The organism is Streptomyces sp. NPDC039424, from assembly GCF_055639495.1.
In genome coordinates this window covers 204,703-227,759 of the sequence record NZ_JBVKAI010000012.1, presented here as the reverse complement: position 1 = coordinate 227,759, position 23,057 = coordinate 204,703, and the positions used below count along the sequence as shown (strand labels likewise).

Annotated in this window: 20 protein-coding genes, 1 pseudogene and 1 CRISPR repeat array; of the genes and pseudogenes, 7 read left to right on the top strand and 14 right to left on the bottom strand. The window is 68.8% G+C overall.

The window, feature by feature from the left end; genetic code table 11:
- Positions 1–83 precede the first annotated feature (83 nt).
- Positions 84–467, top strand: a complete 384-nt coding sequence (locus ACZ7L0_RS27795; RefSeq protein WP_471245343.1) for an ATP-binding protein — start codon at positions 84–86, stop codon at positions 465–467.
- Here ACZ7L0_RS27795 and ACZ7L0_RS27790 read toward each other — a convergent pair.
- The 11 genes and pseudogenes from ACZ7L0_RS27790 to ACZ7L0_RS27740 form a co-directional block, all read right to left on the bottom strand.
- Positions 463–1,010, bottom strand: a pseudogene (locus tag ACZ7L0_RS27790) (response regulator); the annotation flags it as partial. The gene ACZ7L0_RS27795 and the pseudogene ACZ7L0_RS27790 sit on opposite strands and share 5 nt — an antisense overlap.
- 456 nt (positions 1,011–1,466) lie before the next feature.
- Positions 1,467–2,171 (bottom strand): type I-E CRISPR-associated protein Cas6/Cse3/CasE, encoded by a 705-nt coding sequence (cas6e, locus tag ACZ7L0_RS27785; RefSeq protein ID WP_471245290.1) that lies wholly within the window; start codon positions 2,169–2,171, stop codon positions 1,467–1,469.
- Positions 2,168–2,926, bottom strand: a complete 759-nt coding sequence (gene cas5e, locus ACZ7L0_RS27780; RefSeq protein ID WP_471245289.1) for a type I-E CRISPR-associated protein Cas5/CasD — start codon at positions 2,924–2,926, stop codon at positions 2,168–2,170. The genes cas6e and cas5e overlap by 4 nt, the downstream gene beginning before the upstream one ends.
- A gap of 109 nt (positions 2,927–3,035) precedes the next feature.
- Positions 3,036–4,166, bottom strand: coding sequence for a type I-E CRISPR-associated protein Cas7/Cse4/CasC (cas7e, locus tag ACZ7L0_RS27775; RefSeq protein ID WP_471245288.1), 1,131 nt, complete (start codon positions 4,164–4,166; stop codon positions 3,036–3,038).
- Between the two features lie 2 nt (positions 4,167–4,168).
- Positions 4,169–4,852: a type I-E CRISPR-associated protein Cse2/CasB gene (gene casB / locus ACZ7L0_RS27770; RefSeq protein WP_471245287.1), complete on the bottom strand. Its 684-nt coding sequence runs from the start codon at positions 4,850–4,852 to the stop codon at positions 4,169–4,171.
- Complete coding sequence (gene casA / locus ACZ7L0_RS27765; protein ID WP_471245286.1) at positions 4,849–6,468, bottom strand: type I-E CRISPR-associated protein Cse1/CasA; 1,620 nt, start codon at positions 6,466–6,468, stop codon at positions 4,849–4,851. The genes casB and casA overlap by 4 nt, the downstream gene beginning before the upstream one ends.
- A 240-nt stretch (positions 6,469–6,708) precedes the next feature.
- The gene (gene cas3 / locus ACZ7L0_RS27760) at positions 6,709–9,519 is read right to left on the bottom strand and encodes a CRISPR-associated helicase Cas3' (RefSeq protein WP_471245285.1); all 2,811 of its coding nucleotides are present in this window, start codon (positions 9,517–9,519) and stop codon (positions 6,709–6,711) included.
- A 2,579-nt stretch (positions 9,520–12,098) separates the two neighbouring features.
- Positions 12,099–12,371: a CRISPR direct-repeat array (repeat unit 28 nt).
- Positions 12,372–12,820: 449 nt separating this feature from the next.
- Positions 12,821–13,081: a DUF6247 family protein gene (locus ACZ7L0_RS27755; protein ID WP_471245284.1), complete on the bottom strand. Its 261-nt coding sequence runs from the start codon at positions 13,079–13,081 to the stop codon at positions 12,821–12,823.
- Positions 13,082–13,207: 126 nt separating this feature from the next.
- Positions 13,208–14,554 carry a replicative DNA helicase gene (dnaB, locus tag ACZ7L0_RS27750; RefSeq protein WP_471245342.1) on the bottom strand — a complete coding sequence of 449 codons (1,347 nt, stop codon included), beginning with the start codon at positions 14,552–14,554 and terminating at the stop codon, positions 13,208–13,210.
- A 114-nt stretch (positions 14,555–14,668) separates the two neighbouring features.
- Positions 14,669–15,811, bottom strand: a complete 1,143-nt coding sequence (locus tag ACZ7L0_RS27745; protein WP_471245283.1) for a hypothetical protein — start codon at positions 15,809–15,811, stop codon at positions 14,669–14,671.
- Positions 15,812–16,268: 457 nt separating this feature from the next.
- Positions 16,269–16,544: a helix-turn-helix domain-containing protein gene (locus ACZ7L0_RS27740; RefSeq protein WP_467794632.1), complete on the bottom strand. Its 276-nt coding sequence runs from the start codon at positions 16,542–16,544 to the stop codon at positions 16,269–16,271.
- Between the two features lie 105 nt (positions 16,545–16,649).
- Between ACZ7L0_RS27740 and ACZ7L0_RS27735 the strand changes: the two genes are divergently transcribed.
- A complete protein-coding gene (locus ACZ7L0_RS27735; protein ID WP_471245341.1) occupies positions 16,650–17,294 on the top strand; it encodes an HAD family hydrolase in 645 nt (214 codons plus the stop codon).
- A 4-nt stretch (positions 17,295–17,298) separates the two neighbouring features.
- A complete protein-coding gene (locus ACZ7L0_RS27730) occupies positions 17,299–18,138 on the top strand; it encodes an NAD(P)-dependent oxidoreductase (protein WP_471245282.1) in 840 nt (279 codons plus the stop codon).
- 7 nt (positions 18,139–18,145) lie between these two features.
- On the opposite strand, the gene ACZ7L0_RS27725 is transcribed toward ACZ7L0_RS27730, so the two are convergent.
- The 3 genes from ACZ7L0_RS27725 to ACZ7L0_RS27715 all read right to left on the bottom strand — a co-directional run bounded on the left by ACZ7L0_RS27725 (position 18,146) and on the right by ACZ7L0_RS27715 (position 20,683).
- On the bottom strand, positions 18,146–18,715 hold the full coding sequence (locus tag ACZ7L0_RS27725; protein ID WP_471245281.1) for a phosphotransferase-like protein: 570 nt from the start codon (positions 18,713–18,715) through the stop codon (positions 18,146–18,148).
- On the bottom strand, positions 18,712–19,749 hold the full coding sequence (locus ACZ7L0_RS27720) for an AAA family ATPase (protein ID WP_471245280.1): 1,038 nt from the start codon (positions 19,747–19,749) through the stop codon (positions 18,712–18,714). Before ACZ7L0_RS27720 ends, ACZ7L0_RS27725 begins: the two co-directional genes overlap by 4 nt.
- A 181-nt stretch (positions 19,750–19,930) precedes the next feature.
- Positions 19,931–20,683, bottom strand: coding sequence for a GntR family transcriptional regulator (locus ACZ7L0_RS27715; protein ID WP_471245279.1), 753 nt, complete (start codon positions 20,681–20,683; stop codon positions 19,931–19,933).
- A 389-nt stretch (positions 20,684–21,072) separates the two neighbouring features.
- On the opposite strand from ACZ7L0_RS27715, the gene ACZ7L0_RS27710 reads away from it, so the two are divergent.
- The 4 genes from ACZ7L0_RS27710 (at position 21,073) to ACZ7L0_RS27695 (ending at position 23,033) form a co-directional block, all read left to right on the top strand.
- Positions 21,073–21,645 carry a hypothetical protein gene (locus ACZ7L0_RS27710; protein WP_471245278.1) on the top strand — a complete coding sequence of 191 codons (573 nt, stop codon included), beginning with the start codon at positions 21,073–21,075 and terminating at the stop codon, positions 21,643–21,645.
- A 233-nt stretch (positions 21,646–21,878) separates the two neighbouring features.
- Positions 21,879–22,331, top strand: a complete 453-nt coding sequence (locus ACZ7L0_RS27705) for a sigma factor (protein WP_471245277.1) — start codon at positions 21,879–21,881, stop codon at positions 22,329–22,331.
- Positions 22,328–22,615 carry a hypothetical protein gene (locus ACZ7L0_RS27700; RefSeq protein ID WP_471245276.1) on the top strand — a complete coding sequence of 96 codons (288 nt, stop codon included), beginning with the start codon at positions 22,328–22,330 and terminating at the stop codon, positions 22,613–22,615. Before ACZ7L0_RS27705 ends, ACZ7L0_RS27700 begins: the two co-directional genes overlap by 4 nt.
- Before the next feature lie 148 nt (positions 22,616–22,763).
- Positions 22,764–23,033, top strand: a complete 270-nt coding sequence (locus tag ACZ7L0_RS27695; RefSeq protein WP_471245275.1) for a hypothetical protein — start codon at positions 22,764–22,766, stop codon at positions 23,031–23,033.
- Positions 23,034–23,057: the final 24 nt, after the last annotated feature.

Here is a 23,057-nt window from a genome sequence, read left to right as displayed (position 1 = left end):
CTCCTTGCCCGACACCTTCTTGAACGCGTTGACCAGCTGCTCGGTGACCTTCTTCTCCGCACGCGCTGCGGGTGCGCGCGCTGATGGTGCCGTCCGCCCGCGACTCCCACGGCGCCGAGGGACGCATCCGGGCGGCCCGATTCCCCTCCCGCAAATCGCTGGAGGACTTCGACTTCGACCACCAGCGGTCCGTGAAACGCGAGGTCATCGCTCATCTGGGGACGCTGGACTTCGTCGCCGGAAAGGAGAATGTGATCTTCCTGGGGCCGCCCGGCACCGGCAAGACCCACCTCGCCACCGGGCTCGGCATCCGGGCCTGTCAGGCCGGCCACCGGATCGCCTTCGGCACCGCCGCCCAGTGGGTCATCCGTCTCGCCGAGGCCCATCAAGCAGGGCGTCTGAGCGACGAGTTGACCCGGCTGGGACGGATCCCGCTGATCGTGGTCGACGAAGTGGGTTACAGATGATCGAGACGTCCCGGTTGCGGTGACGGCGCTTGATCTGGGCAGCTGTCTCATAGCCGTCCATCTCGGGCATCTGTACGTCCATGATGATGACGGCGAAGTCGTCATGGTCCAGCAGGGCTTTCAGTGCCTCTCGCCCAGATGACACGGTGACCAGCTCCTGGTCCAGCGTGCCGAGTACCGCGGTACCAGGATCTTCGGCATGGCTATGTCCGGCCCGGCAGGCAACGCCTTGGGGCTTTCCAGCGTTTCGAGTTGCCGTTCGAGCAGGCTACAGCGTTCTTCGGCGGCGGCTTTCTCGTCCTGCATGTTCCGCAGTTCTGCCCCCAGCCTGGTGACCTGCTGCTGGAGCAGATCGCGCTCCTCGAGGAGCTGGGAGACGTTGGGGTGCGCGGCAGCGAGTTCGTCCGCGCGGCCGCGCTCGGCTTTCCAGTCCGCCTCCAGCTGTGACAGGCGGACTTCCAGGTCATGGATCCGGTTGGTCCGCTCCAGTAGCGCATCGCCCAGGACGTCGCCCTGCACGCTGGAGCGCCGGGATCGGCGGTCCTGAACCCCACCGGAATGTTCGGATCACCCCCACATGCGTGGGGAGGACCTCGGCATCGGTAAGACCTGCTGGGGCATCGGCGGATCACCCCCACATGCCTGGGGAGTACGCGATCGCTGGCAGTGCGGGCGGCACCAGCAGCGGATCACCGCCACATGCGTGGGGAGGACACTTTCTGACCTGCAGCGTTGCGACCGCTATGCTTTTTCTTTGTCAATGGTGCATACCTTAGTGCCAGCCGCTGCTAGTGGGGGAGGATCCCGCAGGCTGTCGGACGCGGTACCTACCCCTTCAACAGAGCCCATTAAAGAACACGCGCTCAGACTCGCCAGCGGATTCCGTCGATCGGTCGGCTTGGCATGCCAAGAAACTGCCGACCCGCGCAACGAACAAAGTCCTTCTCGTCATTCGGCTCAGGTGTGACAGCCTCAAACAGGCCACGCCCGACTACTGCGTTACGCGGGAGCAAGGCTGAGGAGGCCGGCACCGAAGGCGCGTGCGCGTCCGATGCCGGTGAGGATAGCGACGCGTAGTGCTTCAGGGTCTGTGATCGTGGCGTCTCCTTCGAACACGGTGATGGCGTGCCGGTGCCTGGTACGGCCGGTGCCGCTTGGACGGGTGACGTCATTGGACGTGCTGCTGTTCCGAACAATGGTGTGAACGTCCAGGCCGTTGCGGGCGGCGCGGGTGTGCCACCAGTCGTCTGCGGCGTTGCCGGACAGGACACGGCGGGCGGCGGGTAGCCGGTCCAGGCCCAATCGCTCCTGGGCCTTCTTCCGGTCCGTGAGGGTGCCGTACTGGACGACTGGGTTGGCGGCGATTCGGTACTGGACCGGCCGCCCGACGGTGAGCCGGTCCAGGAGGGGGCTGAGGTCCTTGGTGACAGTGTGGGCGTAGTTAGGGTCTATCCGGTTGGTGAGCGGTCGGGCACCGGTCTGCACCAGAGCGGTGATCCCGGTGTCCGACTCCTCCACGCGGTAGAGCAGACGACCTTGGGCGCGGGGACTTTCGCCGAGGTCGTCAGGGAGTAGCCGCATCAGGGTGCGGTGCATGGCGTTTGCGTCACCGAGGTCCGTGAGGACTGCCCGGTTGCGGGTGTTGAGGCGGAGCTGGGTCAGCCAGGCTGTGCCCGTGGTGGTTGGCGCTGTGGCAGTGGTCATGCGGTGGCCTCCAGTCCCTGGGCGGTAGCGAGGGCGTTGATCCAGTCGGTGCCGAGGCCGGCGCAGAGGTCGGCGGGCAGGGTGAGGGTGGTGACGTACTCGGTGCGGACGTTCCAGCTGCGGTGGTAGTCGTCGAACGACTCGGGGTCATCCCGCAGCCGGTGCCGTGCTGGGTGCCCGTTGGTGGGCGGCTGGTCGTGGGCGATGTCGACCGTGACCGTGTTCGTGCCGGCAGGGCGGCGCCGGTGCAGCGGAAACGACGCCAGTGCGGCAGCGGCGTCTTCCAGGCCGGTGGCGATCAGCAAGGGACCGGCAGGAGGACAGGCCCGGCGTCCCAGGTAAAGGGGCCAGCGGGGGGCCTGTAGCGTCGTGGTGACGGTGTTGATCAAGGTGGGGTCGCCATCGACCGCGATGGTGAACGCGGCGTCGGCCAGGTAGTGGCGATGCGTGACGACCGTTGCCTTACCTTCGCCCTTACGGTCACCGTTGGCGGACGGCACGGACCGGTCCTTGGGCAGGCCCCCGCCCACGGTGTGGAAGTCCACCGTCCTCACCCCGGACCGGTCGGTGCGGATCGTGAAGCGCAGGGTGCGTAGGTCGGACAGGTCCGCGTCGCGGCGGCGGCCCTGGGCGGCTGCCAGCATTCCGATCAACGCGGACCTGGTGGGCCGGACGTGGGTATCGCGGTCGGTGAAATTGCTGTGCTCTCCGAAGGACTGCAACGGTCCGGAGAGGTGCATCAAGATGCCAGGCAAGAAGGCTCCTTCGAGGATGGGCCCCCACGGGCGTGGGGATGACCGCACCAAGTGGTCCGGGGTCGCGGCTTGTCGGCGGATCGGCTCCACGTTGTGGGCGGGAGCTCCCCTAGAGGGCGGTGGTGTGGGCTTTGAACAGGGCGTCGACCGCGCCCTGGGACAGAGCCTTGTAGGAGTCGAGCTGGTGGCCGAGGCCGGTCAGCTTCTCGTCGTCGGCGATCGATGCGTAGCCGGAGAACGTGACGTTGTCGGCGCCCATCAGGCGGTTGATCGCCGTGGCGTACCGGTCGAGTGCGGTCCGGGACGGGCGGGCCCAGCCGCCGCCCTGCTCGGCTGCCACCGGCTTCTCGAACGCTCCGGCATAGTTGATCGGCTGGTCGGTACGCACCGACATGTGGACCAGGTCAGGGATGGTATGCGGGGCGGTGACGTTCTTCTTGGCCTGGGGCAGTACGCGGATGAAGCCGGCCACGAACGCGTCGACGAGGGAACGGGCGGTGTCGGTGTCACCGTCCAGGCCGTCTTCGGCAAGCAGCTCGGGCAGGTCCAGGACCGCGTACCGGTAGAACACTCCCGACATGAACTCGTGGTGGTTCATGTGTCCGCTGCCCGTCTCCTCGCTGTCGTGGGTGACGTCGTCGACCGCCACAAAGAAGTCGGGCTGCCTGCGGGCGGTGTGGGTGGTGAACCCGTGGGCCATCTGGCGGCTCGCATCGACTCCGGCTCCGGGCAGTTCGGACAGCATCCGCCCGAACAGGGCGATCGATCCGTTGCGGCGACCGATCAGCTCCCGCACGCCGGTACCGAGGGTGCTGATCAGCTTCTTGTCGGTCTTGCCCTTGGCCAGGGTCTCTTCGATGGCGTCCTGGTGTTCGACGCACAGGTCTGCGATCTGCGCGGCCGTCGCCGACGGCACGAACAGCAGGCTTTTCGTGCCGTTCTTGTCGAGCTTGAAGCCGGTCGCGTCCAGCACCAGCTGACCGGCGGCCGCGGCGAGCTCCTCGCTCCAGCCGCGCTCGCGTAGCTGCGCGGTGACCTGCTGGCCGATCCGCCGGGTGCGGACCGCGTGGATGCCAGTGGTGTCCTCGACGTAATCGCGCAGCGGGCGCCCGAGGGCCTGCGACGACAGTCTGATCCTGGTGGAGCCGCCGAAGGTCAGCGTCTTCGGTGCGCCGAGGTCGTCGCGGTTCAGGTTGGAGTACGGGATGGTCTGCACCGCGTGCAGGCACAGGAACACCATGGTCAGTTCTCGCTCTCGTTCTTGTCGCCGGCGCCCGGTTTGCTGCCGGTGGTGAGGGCCTTGTAGTAGGAGCTGGACCAACGCAGCACTGTCGCGTCGCGCTGGCTGTCGCGTTCCCAGTCGGCCAGGTCGTGCAGGAGTACCGCCCAGTCCGGCAGGCGGCCGTTCGTGCAGGCCAGCCGCATCACGCCGGGCAGTGCCGCGTGCAGCCCGGGCAGGTCCTCTCGCATCAGTGCGTGCAGGCGTGGCGCGCGAGGGCCTTCGGGGTTGTCGCTGCCTTTGGCGGCGTCGGCGTCCAGCCGCCCCAAAACTGCGCCGATACAGCCGGTGCGCAGCCGTTCCTGCCGTGTCCTGGGCTGCCCGGTGTCGTCGCCGTCCATCGTCTGGTCGTCTGTGTCCGCAGGGTGTGGCCGGTCTTTCGCGGGGCGGGCGGTCGGCTCGTACTGGGCAATCAGGGCTGCCACCGTGTAGTGCGCCCACTCCAGATCCGGTGCCGGTTCGTCCGGCAGCCGGGCCGCCACGTACCGGTGCGCGCGTACCGCCTCCACCGGGGTACGGCCCAGCGCCGACCGCAACGCCTGCCCCGCCCCGGCGTCGCGACGGCATGCCGCGGTGATCCGTTCCACGAACCGGTCCGCAGCAGCCAGCCGCCGCCCACTGAACGTCGTATCCACCGGCGTACTCACACTGCCTCCCCATCTGTCGCGGCCGTCGTTGCGGCCGTGTCCTTCCTCGGCAGGGTGGAGGCGACCTTGCCCCGGTGACGGACCATGGCCCGCACCGTCCGCGGCTCGTGACCGTCGGTGATCTCCCCGGTCAGCTGGTCGTAGACGCCGACCGCCAGCTGCCCGAACACTGCCACTGCCTTGTCCCAGGCCCGCTGCTCCAGCAGCAGCCAGAACGCCGACTCAGCCAGCGGCCAGTACGCGGCCAGCGCCCGCTCACCCAGCGGCGACCGGTCCGCGCGCTCCCCGCCGGCTGGAACCGCGGTCTCCTGCCACACCGAATCGACCGCCCACACCAGCCGGTCAGCACACAGCTCCGCACGCTCCCGCACCGCCGCGAGCCTGCCGGCGTTCGCTGTCTCCTCGTCGCGAATCAGCCGCAGCACCGCAGGCGTCACCGCCCGGTACCAGCCCCGCTCGCCACCGGCCCGCTCCCGGTCCTGCTCGAACCCGTACGCGGCCACCCCCACGTGATCCAGCACCTCTACGGGAGCATCGTGAATCGCGTCCATGATCAGCGGCCTGCGCCTGGCGCTGCCCGGCGGCCGGTGCAGCAGCAGCCCGTCCAAGTCACGGAAAAGCGCCCGACCGACTTTGGCCCGCTGCGGATACTGCTGGCCCTTGGACCCTTCCAGCCAGTTCAGGTACGGGTCCATCACCGGCGGCAGCGCGGACGGCCACGCCCACGCCACATACACGTCCTGGGCCGCCTGCCGGTCCTCGGACGGCACCAGCAGCAGCGCATGCTGGGCGCGGCCCGTCAGCAGCGACACCGGCCCCGCCACACCCGGCAGATGCCCGCCCGGGTCCGGCAGCTCATCCGCCTCCCACGGGGCGAGATCCCGGCGCGGGTCGGTCAGCTCGGTGTCGGGGATGCCGAGTATGATCGTTTCGTACAGGGTCCGGCCCGTCGGGTGATACGACACCAGCCCCCGCAGCGGCCCGACCGCCGCATGCCGCCCGCTGTGCCCCGCTGTCGTCCGCGCGGGTCCTTGCGGGCCGCCCTGCCCCCACCACAGCCACGTCAGCAGGTGCAGCACAGCGTCGGCCGCCGGCACCGGAACCGGCGCCCCGTCATGGAAAGCGCCGAACCACGCTGACGAAGACGCCGACGCTCTGCTGACCACCAGCTTGCCGATACCACTCGTCCGCCGGTCGACCTGCCCCACCCGTCGCCCGGACTTCACCACGGTATCCATCTGCGACGGCAGCCGCGGCTCCTGCATCCACGGCCGCACCGGATCGAACAAGGCGAACCGGCCCGCGTACCGGGCGAAGTACCCGTCCACCAGGCCCGGATCGAACCGGCTCTGCTCCAGCAGCTCATACCGGTCCGGGCCGCTCATCTCCTCCAGCCCGGATACCCGCAGCCCGAACGCATACAGGAGGCGCAGCAGCACGCACTCCGCCGGCGGCGACCCCACCGCCAGTGACTCGATCCGGTGGGCATCGGCCAGAAGACCCCGCAACCCGTACACGGCGCGTGATCCGTCGACCATGGTCACCGGAACCCACGGATCGACCTCAACGTCCAGGCCACGGCATGGCGTTGGCGGCTCATCATCTGTCGTTGTCATCAAATCGCACGCTACAACCCCCCACTGACAACGCCCCTCCGCACAGGGCAGGAGGGGCGTTGCTGCAGGCCCCACCCACGTGGGGATCACTACCGGGCGCTGCGCGGCGAAGACGGATCACCCCCACACACGTAGGGAGGACTTGGCCATCACGTACGGGTGGTCATCGCCGTACGGACCACCCCCACCTGCGTGGGGATCAGACTGGTCAGATCATCTCCGCTTGGCCGTGTGTCGTGCTCAGCGTGCCTCGTCGACGATACCGAGAACGGGGTCGAGCCGTAGTCGTCGGCGGCCGATGGGCTGTGGCTGGTGACCGGTCGGGGTCTGGTAGTGAGGAAGGCGTACGAGGTCACGCAGCCGGGGCTCAGCCATCCAGTCCGGGTGGGCTTGCTGGCCGGTGGTGAGTTGGGTGAGCCAAGATCCGGCGCGCATCAGAACGGCGTAGCTCATGAGGGTGCGGATCTGGGCTTTGGTGAGCCGGCCTCGGGCACCGGGCGCGGCGACCGGGAGGCGGACGGTGTGGCCGGGATCCAGCCAGATCTCCCCGGCCAGGTCGTGGAACGTGGGGATCAGGGCGATGCTGTTGGCGCCGAGCCTGGTGGTGATCAGATCCGGGTCGGCATTCGACTCTGTCAACCGGTGGAGATTGCCGGTGTGGACTCGGCCGGGTCCCGGGATCATCGCAAGGTCTGCGAGGGCATCCAACATCGCGTCGTCGTTGATGCGGTCGCGGTCGGTAACCATCAGGGTGTCGGGGTCGGTGCTGGCGAACGCTGGGTCGTAGACGGCGTTCACCAGCTTTTGGACGTCGCCGGGGATGTTGATCGTGCCGGGGTGGCGATCGAGTAGTTCCCACGTGCGCTGGAGCAGCGATGGCGGGTAGACGCTGCCCCACGTCGGCGGCGCGAAGTTCGGTTGGCCGTTGCTGTCGGCGGGAGTGAGGACGGTCATGGTGGGGTCCGTGCCTGCCCATGCGGGGCGGGTCAGTCCGGCTTCACGCCAGGCGTCCGGGCCATGGCGGTGGGCACGGCCGGCTCGCTGCAGGAGCAGGGCGAGCGGAGCCAGGTCACTGATGATCAGGTCCAGGTCGAGGTCGAGTGACTGTTCGATGACCTGGGTGGCGACGACGATCCCTCGTGTCGGGCGCCGTGTGGAGGGCTTATTGACGCGGCCGAACGCGGTCTCAAGGCACTCGGTGTAGGCCTTGCGCTGGTGGGCCGGCAGCCGGGCGTGCAGCAGGTGCATGTCGACGTCGCTGCCGAGTGCTGCGGCCAGCTGCCGATAGGTGTCCTGAGCGTGCGGGACGGTCGTACAGATGACGGCCGCGCATCCGCCGTCCCGCAGGAGCGGGGCGAGTTCTCCCAGGATGGTGCGGTGCCGGTGACGGGATCCGCGGGTGGTGACCATCTTGACGGTCAGATCCCGGCCTCGATCGGTGCCGACCGGCGTGGCGGGGGTGTGCACGATGCCGGTCGCGTGGTCGGTGAACGACCAGCCCGGATACGAAGGGGAGATGGCGGCGGGCCGCCGATGTCCGGCCCCGGCCCGGTAGGCGTTGACCAGCCCGGCCGCCGTGTCACCGGTCAGCGTCGCCGACAAAAGCACCACGGGCACCTGCCACGCCCCGCACCACTCGATCAGCCGCAGCAGCAGACCGTGGGTGAACGCGTCGTACGAGTGGGCCTCGTCAATCACCAGCGTCTTCCCGGACAGGGGCAGGTGCCGCAACTGCGTGTACCGCAGCGGCAGCACGGACAGCAGCGCCTGGTCGATGGTGCCCACGTTGACGTGGGCGAGCAGTCCGTGCCGGTTGGACTGGCGCAGCCAGCGCGTCGCCTCGGTCGACACGCCGTCCTCGCCATGGACGACGCGCGCCTCGGGATCGTCGTCGGCCTGGTCGTCGTGCATCCACGCCGACCCGTGCAACCTGGTGACCGCGCTGGGAAGATTGTGTTCCGCCCAGCTCTTCAACCGGCCGTGCATCTGGTCGGTGGTCGCCATCGTCGGCAGGGCCACGTACACGCCGTGCGTCCCACACGCCCGTCCCAGCAGCCCAGCCCCGTACAGGGCTGCCTCGGTCTTCCCGTCCCCCGTGGGCGCGGTGACCAGCAGCAGCCCCGGACCCCCAGCCAGCATGCCCGGAAGATACTCGGCAATGCTGGCCTGCAACTGATTCGGCGCACGGATCGGCAGGTAGGAGAACATCTCGGTGAACGACGCTGCACTCTGCGGGAGTTCAGGCGCGGTCAGCCCGGCATCCTCGAGCAGACGAACCGCGTGCTCGCGGGAGCCGGCCGCCCACGCGTGCACGGCCGCCGTGTCCACCACGCTCCCCGAGCCACCGACCCGCGCAGCCAGGTGATCTTCCTGCGACACCAGCCAGTCAGCCAGCACCACCAGACCGGACACCACCGTGATCACCCCAGCCGGAATCCGCTCACCGGTCCTGGCGATGGCCGGAGCACCGGTAACGGCTGCGAGCACCTGGGCCATCGATTCCCGCTGCTGCCGCCAGCCGCCGTTGCCCAGTCCGGGAAACGCGGCCACGGGATCGGCCACGGCACGCGGAGCGCACGGCTCACCGAATCTGCCGTGATGCCCACCCAGCACCATGGACGCCACCACGCCGGCCACGCGGTCCCGCTGCCCCTCCAACGACCAGCCGACCCCGTGCAGCAGCTCGGGCACCAGCAACTGCGACGACGCCTCATGCCGGCCCAGTGCCGCAGCCTCCGCAGCGTCCACGCCGGGGAAACCATCCGCCGTCAACGCCGCCAGCAGGTCACCGCGCGCGGCCTGCCACGACGGCACCGCCTTACCGATGTCATGCAACCCCGCCCAGAACGCCACCACTCGCCGGGCCGCCGCCTCGTCCACGCCCAGAGCCCGAGCGATCAACCGGCGCTGCGCCCGCGACAGATACGCGTCCCACAGAACATCCGCCATGACAGCCGTATCCACCAGGTGACAGATCAGTGGATAGTGCCCCCCACCCGGCAGACCCTTGCTCTTGGCCCAGATACGGCACTCCAACCGGTCGCCAGACACCCCGCGCCCCTCCCTTGTGGCATACCGCAAGGGAGCCTAACCAGCAGGTACGACAACCCACCCGCAGCTGCGATACGCCACCTGCCAGGAGACGAGATCACCCCCACGTGCGTGGGGAGTACTCTGACGTCCGACTGTGGGCCGATGCGCCCTACGGATCACCCCCACCGGCGTGGGGAGGACGACGGGGTCTACGTCCTGCGCTGGCTTGACGACGGATCACCCCCACCGGCGTGGGGAGGGACCGGTTGTTCGTGCCGTCGGTTCGGCCGAGCCACGGATCCCCCCATGCGTGGGGAAGCTCGCCTGGACGGGCGTGGCCAGAACCGAAGACGGATCACCCCCACGTGTGTGGGGAGAAGACGCAGTCATGGCACAGGGCCGGATGATGTTCGGATCATCCCCACGTGCGTGGGGAGGACCAGATCGGGCCCGAGCCGGCGTAGTAAGACTGCGGATCACCCCCACGGGCATGGCGAAGACTACTGCTGGTGGGCGGCGATCAGTTCGCGCACCGGATCACCCCCACATACGTGGGGAGCACGCGGCGGTCCCGTGCAGCGTTGCCATGCCATCGGATCGCCCCCACGTGCGTCGGGAAGACGACTTTGCCTCGGTGAAGGTGTTTCTCAGCGAGCGGACCACCCCCACAGGCGTGGGGAGGACTCGCCGGCCAGCTTCTTCGGGTCGCCGCCCTTCGGATCACCCCCACATGCGTGGGGAGGACCCGCACATGGCCCGCCACAGCGTGCACAGATCACCCCCACGTGCGTGAGGAGGACGGGACCTGCAGGTCTGAGATGACTACAACTCGCGGATCACCCCCACGGGCGTGGGGAGGACTCGCCGGTCTTCTTCAGCTTCTCCGTGATCCGCAGATCACCCCCACGGGCGTGGGGAGGACCTCGAATCGTCCGCCGTGATGCGGCCCGGGATCGGATCACCCCCACGTGCGTGGGGAGGACAACCCCGACCTCTACGACGTGTCCCTGCTGACAGGACCACCCCCACGTGCGCGGGGATGACGCGGTCTTCTCGTCCAGGCGGCGTTCGTACTGCGGATCACCCTCACGTACATGGGGAAGACTGGCCTGGCGGCCCGGCGCGGACTGTGGTCCCCGGATCACCCCCACAGGCGTAGGGAGGACGGCCCGGACGGGTACGAGCGCCTCTGGGTGGACGGATCACCCCCACATGCGTGGGGAGGACCGAATCGGAGTTGGCCACCTGGGATTCGCCGACGGAGCACCCCCACGAGCGTGGGGAAGACAGCGCGTGCGCGACGAGAAGCAGGTGGCTGAGCGGACCACCCCCACGGGCGTGGGCAGGACGACCAGATGTCGGCCTTCTTGACCTTGTACCGCGGATCACCCCCACGGGCGCGGGGAGGACGTCCACAAGACTCACGCTACGAGCCCCACGGCCGGATCACCCCCACGTGCGTGGGGAGGACTCAGTCCGTGCCTCGTGAACGTGGATCTCGTACGGATCACCCCCACGTGCGTGGGGAGGACATCGCCCGCTTGGCCTTCGAGCAGCAGGACGGCGGATCACCCTCACCTGCGTGGCGAGGACCGACGGATACGCTCGTACCCACCGACCGGAATCGGATCACCCCCACACGCGTGGGGAGGACAGCGCGGACGAGCTCATTGATGACGGCCTTTTTCGGATCACCCTCACATCCGTCGGGAGGACGGCTACGTGGCCCTGCAGATCGAGGCGCACTTCGGATCACCCCCACAGGCGTGAGGAAGACAACTCGGTGAGCCGCTCGTCCTTGTACGTCATCGGATCACCCCCACGTGCGTGGGGAGGACGACGGGGTCTACGTCCTGCACTGGCTCGACGAAGGATCACCCTCACTCGCGTGGGGAGGGCCTGGCGATGCAGAAGAACCGGACCTGGATCCGCGGATCACCCCCACCTGCGTGGGGAGGCCCGCGTTCAGTCGCCCGGCGTTCCCCATCAGATCGAATTACCCCCACACGCGTGGGGAGGACAGCCCAGTCTCCCGGAGCATGCCCAGGTGGTACGGATCACCCCCACGGGCGTGGGGAGGACACCATCGTCTCGGCTTGGAAGTCGCCAGCCATCGGATCACCCCCACGTACGTGGGGAGGGCCCGCCACCGCCGACGCCATCGCCCACACCGGCGGATCACCCCAAGTGCGTGGGGAGGACGGCGTGGACATCTGCCAGTCGGTGATGTCGTTCGAATCACCTCCACAGGCGTGGGGAAGACGTGGTGTTCAGGCCGATCGCACCACCGGTCATCGGATCACCCCCACGCGCGTGGGGAGAAGGTGAGCTGCATCCGCTTCAGGACCGGGTCGTCTGGATCACCCCCACGGCGCGGAGAAGACTCGATCTTGCCGAACGCCCTACCGATCGCGTCCGAATCACCCCCACGGGCGTGGGGAGGACTCCGGCATGGCGTCCTCGGGACGGCTGCGCAGCGGATCACCCTCACAGACGTGAGGAAGACAGAGTGACGGTGCATGCCGCGGCGTTGGTGTTCGGATCACCCCCCACGCGCCTGGGGAGGACGCAGCCCCGGCGTCGACGTCGATGCCATCCGCGGATCGCCCCCACGTGCGTGGGGAGGACTGGGTGGAGGTGTCCGGGGACTGGTCGATCGTCGGATCACCCCCAGGTGCGTGGGGAGGACTTGCCCTTCAGCCGGCCAAGGCGGACCTGGTCCGGATCACCCCCACGGGCGTGGGGAGGACTCGATCTGGTCGAGGTCGAGGTGCTGGGTGGGCGGATCACCCCCACGGGCGTGGGGAGGACCCCTGCAGGGTGACGTAGGGCGGAATGGTCAGCGGATCACCCCCACGGGCGTGGGGAGGACACTTCCTGGCCTGCAGCGTTTCGACCACTTTACTTTTCTTTATCAATGTCCGTGGGATCGTCCATACTTTATCGCCAGCCGCTGCGAGTGGCGAAAGATCCCGCAGAGCGTGGGGCGCGGTACGCACCCCTTCCAAGTTCCCGCTACGGAGCAGGCATTCAGACTCAGCAACCGCTATTCGCGTCACTATCCGAGCCAGACGATGTCCAGGACGGACAGGTGCCGCATCGCGCGGTTCGCGAAGAAGATGACCGACGTATGGCCGACGGACGCGATGCGCACGTCCTCGCCCTCCGGGTCCGCCGATGTCCCACTGCGGGAAGCCCCAGGGGTTTCCGGCTGCGGCGTCCAGGACGTCCCAGACCATCTGCTCCGCGTGCTCCGGGAGTCCGGCAAGCACCTTGGCGGCGGGCGGCGACAGCCGGACCGCATACGGCTGCTGTCCGCTCACCGGCGCCTGCTCCGGATCTCCTCCAGGTCCACGAACCCGGTCTCATCCTGGCCGGAGGCGAAGAACGAATCGACCGCCGGGGCGGAGGCGACACGGGCCTGCCAGACCTGGACGACCGCGTACAACGCGGCGAGGGAGAACGTCCGGCGGGACTCCTCCAGCGCGGCCGCCCACTCCTGCTCGTCTTCCCTGCACGCGTTGCGGAAAGCCGTGGCTCTGGGCAAGGCGTGGTCGGCGACCAGACCTGCCGAAGGCACTCCCTTCAAGAGCGGCTGTACTGCCCCCTGACGGCCGATCAGCCGGTCCGGCGAGACTTTGACATCGGACCAGGTGATCGGCTGCGAGCGGGGCAGCCAGGGCGCCCCCTAAGGCTGCTGGGGCGTTCAGGTCAGGGCCATGTCCACAAAGCGGGAGTAGTGGCCCTGGAAGGCCACGGTGATCGTGGCGGTGGGTCCGTTGCGGTGCTTGCCGATGATCAGGTCGGCCTCGCCGGAACGGGGAGATCCTTCCTCGTAGGCGTCTTCGCGGTGCAGCAGGATCACCATGTCCGCGTCGTTCTCGATCGCGCCGGACTCGCGCAGGTCGGACACCACCGGCCGCTTGTTCTCGCGCTGTTCGGAGCCGCGGTTGAGCTGCGAGAGGGCGATGACCGGCACGCGCAGGTCCTTGGCCAGTAGCTTCAGGTGCCGGGAGATCGCGGCGACGTCCTCTTGCCGGGAGGAGCCGCGGCGGCTGGCGGGGGTAACGAGCTGGAGGTAGTCCACCACGATCAGGTCCAGGCCCTCCCGGCTGGCGATGCGGCGGCTGCGGGTGCGGATGTCCGCCATGCTCAGGCCAGGTGAGTCGTCGACGTGCAGGCGGGCCTCACCGATCGCGGGCAAGCGCCGGCCGATGCGTGCCCAGTCGTCGTCGGTAACGGTGCCGCCGCGCAGGTGGTGCAGGGCCACCCGCGCCTCCGCGGACAGCACGCGCATGCCGATCTCGTCCTCGCTCATCTCGAGGGAGAAGACCGCCGCGCTGCGGCCGTGCTGAATGGCGGCCGCGCGGACGAAGTCCAGGGCCACGGTGGACTTGCCCATGGCCGGGCGCCCGGCGAGCACGATGAGCTGGCCGGGCTGCCAGCCCTTGGTCAGCGAGTCCAGGTCAATGAAGCCGGTCGGCACGCCCGTGATCTCGCCCTCGGCACGGGAGCCGACGCTGTCCACGACACGCTCGACGATCGCGGCGATGCCGTTGCCCGGCTCACTGGCCGCGCGTTCCTCGGTGACAGCGAACATCTCGGCCTGCGCGCTGTTGACGATCTCGTCCAGCTCGCCCTCGCCCGCATAGCCGAGATGCGCTATGCGGGTGCCGGCCTCTGTCAGGCGGCGCAGCACCGCGCGCTCGCGGACGATCTCGGCGTAGAACTCGGCGTTGGCGGCGGTCGGCACGGCCTGGACCAGGGTGTGCAGGTAGGAGGCCCCGCCCGTCTTGCTGATCTCGCCGCGCTTGGTCAGTTCCGCCGCGACCGTGATCGGGTCGGCGGGCTCCCCGGCCGCGTACACGTCCAGCACGGCGGCGTAGATCATCTCGTGGGCCGGGCGGTAGAAGTCACGGCCGGTCAGGATCTCGGACACCTCGCCGATAGCGTCCTTCGACAGCAGCATGCCGCCCAGCACTGACTGCTCGGCAGCAAGGTCGTGCGGCGGGGTGCGGTCCAGCTCGTCCCGCGGCTCGGATTGACGCGGCAGGCTGGCAGTGGCCGTGGATACGGTGGCGGTCACGGATCTCCTTCAGGGTCCGTCGCGCCCGGGGCAGGGAGGTCAAACCAGGCCTCGGGCGCCAGCATTTTCGAGCAGGTCAGATCACGAGGACGGGCGGCCGGGCTCAGCTTGCTTGCCGTGCAGCAGGCTGATGAGCGCGGCCGTGTCAACCCGCGAGGCGCCGTCACGGCGCGGCCGGGACTGCCGGACGCACTCCGGGCAGTCGCCCGCGGGGAACGCGCCTCCGCCGTGGCCGGGCTTGCGACACCGGTCCGAGGACTTCTCCTGGCGGGGTCTGGGCCGAACCCGGGAGTACACCCGCAGGTCGTCGACCCACCCCGGCAGGCATTTCGTCCAAGACACCGCACCACCGGTGTTCTTCAGGATCTCTGTCTCCAGCAATGCCCGCTGCACGTCGTCCATCTCCGCCAGCTCCGGCCAGCCCTGCGCACGCATCGTCCGCAGCAGCCGCGGCGCGCAGCGCCTGGCCGTCGCCGCACCTGCCTGCCACCGCTGCATGCCCTGCAGGAACGCAGCCGCCTCCTGAAGCTCCTCCGCTGAGAACTCCGCCGGCCGCTTCGTCTCCTGGTGCTCCCTCTGTGACGGGAGCTCCCTCGAGGGGTCGGTGCGGGGGTTGGGGGAGGAGAAATCCTCCTCCTCCGGGGGGTGTGGGGGGGACGGAGGGGACTGCGGGTTTTCCGCATTTCGGCTCTGACCTTGCGAAACGCGGGTTTCCAGATCGCGGGTTTTCCTCGATTCGGCTCCGGACTGCGAGTTTTCCGCGATTCGGCTCTGACCTGGCGAAACGCGGGCTTTCCGCGATCCGGAGGTCTGGCAATCGCGGGTTTCCCGCACTTCGGGCCTGACCTGCTCTGTTGCCGTGATGCCCAGGTCGATGTACTGAGTGTTGTTCGCTGGGTTCCGGTACACCCTGGTGACCCACGTAGGGCGTTGAGTCACTTCGTCGAAGACCGGAACGCGGGCGAGGTGGCCGGCGGTCGTTAGCCGCTTCGCGATGCCGTTGTAGCGGTCCTTGCCCATCTTCCAGCCGCGGGCCTGAAGGTCAGCCCGGATCGCTTCCATAGTCGACGGCAGGCGCGGGTCCCGCAGCAGGAGCTCGGCGAGGACCCCCAGGTCCTCCGGCTGGAGGCCAGGCGTTCGCACCAGCTCCCGCCGCAGGATGACCTCTTCTGGCGCCTCCCAGGCACGCTCCAGATAGCTGGAGCCGAAGTCATCAGTGCTCATGCGGCACCGCCATCCGGGACGATCCCGTCAGCAGCCCGTCGGCCCACGGAAGCTGGACTGTCCTGCCGTCGGAACCGCCAGGCATGACGGTCCAGGTGGCGGGGCGCTTCGCTTCCCCGAGTCCGATCCGTACGAAGTCGATCGTGGACGCATCCCGAGTGACTGGGATGTACTTGCTGTGCAAGTGGGTCATCTCCCCAGATAGGGGAGCCGTGACCAGCGCATGTGACCTAGTAGAACCCCGGAGTAGTGGCGTTGCGCAATCTCTTGCGCATACTCTGGGTATAGGTGACCACGCGGGCTTATGGCCCACGGGCATCACCGGGCAGACGAGGTCACCTCGCTGCTCACGACTCGAAGCTTTTGATCAGGCGAGCGAGTCGGACTTGGAAGCGGCTCCTGTTGTGGCGACAGGGGCCGCTTCGCGTTTACGGGGGGTGGATTGGGCTGCACATGATCAACTGGCCTCCGCGAACTCGAAACCGTCGGCTGCGGCGGGATGCTTGGCAGCCCACCCTCTCAGCAGACGGACGTACGCCTCCAGGTGACGACGACGCGGCTTTGCCGCCCCGACCTCCCACCTGTTGAACGCGACCCGCGTGACACCGAAGACAGCGGCGACCTCTTCCTGGGTGAGCCCGTCAGCCTTACGCAGCCGTGCACGAATCTCCGGCGGTGGCATGGCGTCTGGTCGCACGAGCAGAGCGTCGACCGCATCGAGTAGCTCAGACACTGATCCCCCTCTCCTCACGTGATCCGAAACTATACATAAATCTTGACTGTTGGCAGAGGAGTTGAGCGCATGTTGCACGAAGACCGCCAAGCTAAGGTCAACGGCATGCGCCTTGCCCTCTTCGACCTGGACGGCACGCTGGCCGACCGGCAGTCGGCGCTCAGCGACGCGTTGACCTGCCTGTGCCGCTCCCGGGCACTCTCCCCAGATGCCGAACAGTGGCTGCGCACCGAGCTGGCCGACCGCGCGACCGCCGGCGACTTCGCCCGGCTGCGCGAAGCCTTCGGATTGGAAGCGTCGGCCGCGGACCTGTGGCAGGAGTACGTCGACCTCATGGCGGCCGCCGTCACCTGCCGCCCCGAGGTCCTCGAGGGCCTGGCCCGCCTGCGCGCGGCCGCGTGGACGATCGGCGTCATCACCAACGGGGCCGGCGACATCCAGCGCGCCAAACTCGCCGGAACCGGCCTCGCCTCCCTGGTCGACGGCGTCGCCGCCTCGGGCGACCTGGAGATCCGCAAGCCGGACCGGCGCCTCTTCGAACTCGGGGCCACCCGGTGCGGCGTCAGCCTCGCGGACGGCGGCTGGATGGTCGGCGACAACCCAACCGGAGATATCGGCGGCGGCCACCAGGCCGGCCTGCGCACTATCTGGCTGCGAGGACGCCCCTGGCCCGACGGGCTCCCCGCCGCGCACCACGTCGTCGATGACATCACCGACGCCATCACCATCCTGCTGGCAGAGACGGAGTAGCACAGTGGACCAGCCGACCGTCGGCATCCTCCACCCCGGCAGCATGGGCGCCGCCGTCGCCGCCTGCGCCGCAACCAACTCGGCCGAGGTCCTGTGGTGCGAAGCTGGGCGCAGCCCTGCGTCCGCGACGCGCGCCGCCCAGTTCGGGCTGACGCCCGTGGCCACGCTGGCCGAGCTGCTCGACCGCAGCGACATCGTCATCAGTCTCTGCCCGCCGGCCGCGGCCGAGGACCTGGCCCGCGACGTCGCCGGGCACCGTTTCGCCGGGGTGTACTTGGAGGCGAACGCAATCAGCCCTGAGCGGGTGCGGCGGATCGCCGCGTTGCATGAACACGGCACAACCGTTGTGGACGGCGGTGTCGTCGGCTCCCCGCCGGTCGGCAGCAAGGCTCCGACCTTGTACCTGTCCGGGCCGGCCGACACGACCGAGCGCATCGAGGCGCTGTTCGCGGGCACCGCCGTCCGAACGGCGGTGCTGGGCACGGAAATCGGAAAGGCATCCGCGCTGAAGCTGGCGTACGCCTCTTTCCAGAAGACCAGCCGCGTGCTGGTGGCGCTCGCTGTCGGCATGGCTCGTGAGCACGGCGTCGACCAGGAGCTCATCGAGGTCGCCTCGAAGCGCACCGACTCGTATCTGTCGGAGCCGCAGTACGTCGCTAAGACTGCGGCCCGCGCTTGGCGCTGGGGCCCGGAGCTGGAGGAAGCTGCCGACGCACTCGCGGCCGCCGGCCTTCCGCCGGAGATGCTGCGCGCGGCCGCGTCCACGCTGGCACGGTGGAACGACGCCAAGGACGACGACGAACTCACGCTCACCGACGCCCTGGACCGACTCGCCCAGCCGTAGCCTGCGCTCATGCCGTCGCCGCTCCCGCCCGCTGCGCCAGCAACTGGTCGATGAGCCGCGCCGCGTCTTGCGGAGCCGACGCCGTGGTGTCCACGGTCAGGTCCCAGACCATGCTCGGGTGCACGACCAGGTCCTCGCTGGTCGCGTCCCACGCCGCCAGGCGTGCCGCAGTATCGCTGTCGCCGCGCCCCGCCGACCGCTGCTCGGTGACCTCGCGCGGGCACCAGAGCAGCACCGCCGACCAGTCGGCCGGGTAGCCGTCGATCAGCGCTCGGATGCCGTCGACCTGCCCGAGGTGCACCACGGGCACACCGGCCGCGAACGCGGCGTCGACGCCGGGCCGGTCGATCGCGTACGTGTTGCCGTACCGGGCGTTCGCGTAGACGACGTCACCCGCGGCTTCCAGCTCGCGCAGCTGCTCCGCTGTGCCCATCCGGTAGCCGGCGGCCTTGCCCGTTCCGACCTTGAGCCGCGCGAACTGCGCGTACCTGGAGTCGAGTTCGCTGAGCGCGGCGGTGACGGTGTCCTTACCCGAGGCCGGGGGGCCGTAGAGGATCACGCCCTGCTTCTCCGTCACGCGTACATCACCCCCATCGCCTGCCGGGCCTGGTCCGCGAGCGTCACCGCGGTCCCCAGCCGGTTGTCGACGACCAGGTGGGGCACCGCCGGGCGCAGGTCGAGGTCGATCGTGGCCATGTACTCGTCCCACCGCTGGAGCTTCCACGCATCCCGGGCCGCTGAGCGGAATCCGATGTACTCGCGCATCGACTCTTCGTCGCAGCGAACCCACACCGGGAAGACGTCGACACCCATCGAGCCTGCACGGTTGGTTAGGCGCTGCATCCAGTCCGGGTCAGTTATTTCGGAGATGAACGGCGCGGTCAACACCGTTGAGATGCCGCACTTGATGTTGGCCATGGCCGACTGCATCAGGCAGTCGTACTCCACGGGCCGGACCTTCTCGCGGTAGAGCTCGGTGTGCCGGTCGTTCGCGTCGCCGCCCAGCGCGACCAGGAGGCGTTCCACGAGCGGGCGGGTGAGCGGGTCCTTGTCGAGTAGCGGCCAGCCGGTGAGCTGGACGAAGAAGCGGGCGAGCTCGGTCTTACCACTGCCTGCGAAACCACCGACCAAGATCAGTACGGGACGGTGGGGGTCACCGCCGGTGTGTCGGCGCTTCCACGCGTCGATGATCCGCTGCTGCAGGTCGAAGTGGTCGGCTTCGTCGGAGCCCGGCGCGATGCGGTGAATGGCTCGCTCAACCGCCAAGACATGCGAGCCGTTGAGACGGTCGTCCATCGGGGTGAGCTTGAAGGACGTCTCCTCGCCAGGCAGGGCAGTGCGGAAGCCCAGGTCTGGCTCGGTGGCCCGGTACAGGAGGCAGTAAGCGCGTCGGTAGTGGGGGCCGGGATAGACCTCGCCCTGCTCGTGCTGCCAGAGAGTCTGCGGATTTGCGGCGGGGATGCCCTTGAGTTTGGCCTGCTCAGCGACCTGACGGAGGCGCTCACCGGCCTTCTCCAAGGTCAGTCCGTGAGCCTCGCGTTGCTCGCGGAGCTTGTCCGGCCGCCAGCCCGCTCGGTGCTTCCCCACCCTGTGACCCTCCGTGATCGTCATGGCCGTGAGCCTAGAGCCAGGCCCGCAAATGCCATGTGTACGTGGATGTTGAAAACCGGTGAATGGAGCTGCGTACGGGCTTCGACAAGCCTTTGTGATGTTGCACGGCAGTGGCAGACGGTGTGATGGCCCCCACAAGACGAGCTGTCAGTTAGGAACTGGAGTGGGTGAGTTGGGGCGCTCAGGCGTCGAATGCGTAGTCCAAGACGTACGCCGCGCTGTCGAGCGTCATCTCGTTCACCTCGACTGCACGACCGTCGGCATCGAAGGCCGTACGACAGAGCTTGATCACTGGGCGCTCCAGGGGCATCTCAAGGCCTTCGGCTTCTTCAGCCGTGGGAAGGCGGCAGCGGATCTCCTCTCTGAAATGGGCTGGTGCGTGGCCGATCTCTGCGAGGCGGGCGTAGGTGCCACCCTCCCCAGTGTCGACGCGGGTAATGGCGGTGCCGTTGACGAGTTGGAACGGCAGGTACGAAGTGGCGAGCATGACGGGACGCTCGTCCAAAACGAAGCGCCGCGTGCGAGCACAGACGGGTTGGTCCTCGTGGAGATCGAGCATGCGCGCGATGTGATCCGGCGCCGTGGTGGTGTCGACGCGAACATCGATCGTCACGGGCCTTTCCTCGTCGGCGGACCAGATGGACTTGCCTGCACCCCACTGCGCGCGCGCCAGCCGCTGAATGCCATGACGACGGATCGGACGGAACGAAAGGACGCGGGCGCCAGCCCCTCGCTTCGTCTCAACAAGTCCCTCGGTCCGCAGAATCTTCAGCGCCTGTCGTGCAGTCAGCACGGCGACGCTGTACTGCTCAGCCAGGGCCGACTCGCCAGGCAGGCGATCGCCAGGGCCGTACTGGCCCGACTCGATCGCCGCTTTCAGGTCGTCGGCGATCCGCTGGTACTTCGGCCGCTGCGGGCCCGTCTCACTCGTCATGCCTCTCCCTTCCTCGTTAGCGATCCTATGGCCGCTGACTATCGAGGCACCGGAAGGGGCGCCTTGATCCGCCGGAAGGTTGAGCGGCGAGGGGTACCTCGTTAGCGCAGTACTTGACATCACTAACGAGGTCTCGCTCTACTAGGAGCGTACCTCGTTAACGAGGTTGTGAGTACCGCAGTGAAACAGCAGGAGTCACCGCCCTTCGTGGACGGCGGCAAGTGTGGTGAGCCTCGCTCCCCTGGTCGACGGCACCTGTACCGAATAGCTCCACCTGCATCACCCCTGAACAGCGTTGTTGCGCTGTCTGTCCGTCAGGACCACCCGGCCTAGGCCGGCCTGGCGCGGCAGAGAGAGCAGCACCCCGCCTGTGAGAAGGAGACCGTCAGATGGCAGCCCGCAAGCGTCCCGGCCGCGTCCGTACCAAACGCACCAACGGCCGCGCCCCGCTGCTCCTCAGCATGATTGCCCCTCAGGACATCAACCTCCGCGAGGACGAGATCCGCTCCATCGTGTGCCCCGACTGCCGCACTTGGCGGCGGCTGATGGGCGACACGACACTCAAGATCCGCGAGCACTGCCACAGCGACCAGGTCGCCGAGGGGCAGAAGCACGAGAGCTGCCCGGGCAGCAACCAGTTAGTCGTCGTCGACAACGTCGACCAGTGGGGCGAGGCAATGCTGGCCGCCGACAGCACGGCGACCGGCCGCCGCTCCGCCCGCCAGCACCACAAGCCGCTCCCCGCGCCCGCCCCTGCGCTCACCCACATGGCGACACCGATCCAGAAAGCCGGGCGAGACGGCCGGGCTCCCTGGCTCGTACGGGAACTCACATGGGCGTCGACGGCCCCGGCGGTACGTGCCACCGACACCCGGCGCGCGCAGCGGCCCGCCGGTGATGCGCCGACGGATAGCCCCGCTGTTCCCCTCACCCCGCTCCATCCTCAGCGCCCGACGCGCTGAACACCCGAACACCACCCGCGGCCCCGGCCACCCGGAGCGATCGGGAAGGTCAGGGCCGCGGTTGCTCAGGCCTGACAACTCCAGCAGCCTGCGCTGCCCGCCGTCGACCGTCCCGCCTCACTGCGGGCCGGTGGTCAGCGGAGTGCGCAGGACGCACTCACGCGATGGACCCCCAGGGTTGCCGCCCTGGGGGTCCTTTCGCAGGTCAACCTTCTGGAGAGGACGACCCACTGATGCCCAGCATGACAGCGCCCGCCATGGACGCGAAGCCCAAGTTGCCGTTACGGCCGAAGCCCCACGAGCGTGACGGCCGCCAGCCCCAGCCCGGCGGTGGCCGGCCCCACCCGCAGCAGACCGCGCGGCACGACGACACCGCCGTCCGCGAGCTGCTCGACAGCCTGTACCGCGAGCACGCGCCGATGGTCACGGCAGCCGCGGCCCGCGCGCTGCGCCCTGCCGACCAGGACCTGGCCGACGACATCGCCCAGGAGGTGTGGCTCGACACCTGGCAGCACCTGCTGCGCGGCAACGAACTGCGCTGCCCGGCCGGTTTCCTCGTAATGCGGGTCCGCCGCCGGGCGGTTGACCATTACCGGCTGGCGCCCGTCCGGCGCGAGGAGGCCACCGACTACACCGACGCCCGCGCCATCGCTCACCTCGCCCGCCTGATCGGAGCCGCAGCATGATCGCCCCCGCCATCGTCACCCTGCCCCGCACCGTCGACGACGAGGTCAGGCCCCGCCGTCCCGGCACGATCTACCAGAACGTGGACGGCCGTTTCGAGGTCCTGGCGCTGGTCACCGACCCGCGCGAGGCCGCGCAGCTGCTGCGCCGCGACAGCGCCCGGTGGGCGGTCATCGTCCGCGACACCCTGCGCCCCGAAGGGATCCCGTTCGCGGTCGGCTCGGTGTGGACCGATGCCGACTACCTGATCCGCGAGGGCAGGCCGGCCTACGCCCCGGCAGCCTGACGATCCGCCACGGTCCGTCTCCCACCCCACCAGAGCATCACGGGGCGGGAGACGGAGCCGTGGCTGGCCGTCCGGCCAGCCAAAGGGCGGCGGCCCCGGAGCTCTGACCTTCCGAGGCCGCCAGTACAGGACCTGAATAGGAGGCCCTGTGATCGACAGCATGCCACGCCCCCGGCCCGCCCCGGCAGGCCCGGATGCCAACCGGCGCTTGGGCGCCCACCTCCTCGATGTCGTCCGCCGCCAGGACGCCGCGATCCCCGCGCACCGGCGCGCGCCGCGCACCGTCGCGGAGATGCGCGCCCGCCTCGCGGCGGCCGACGCGGCCTTGGAGCCGACCGCGAAGAACAGCGGTCAGTGCTCGTCTTGCGGCGGCACCTTCCCTGACTGGGATGGCGGCGTCTGCGACGCCTGCCGCTGAGCCGTCGCCCCGCACCGGCATCGC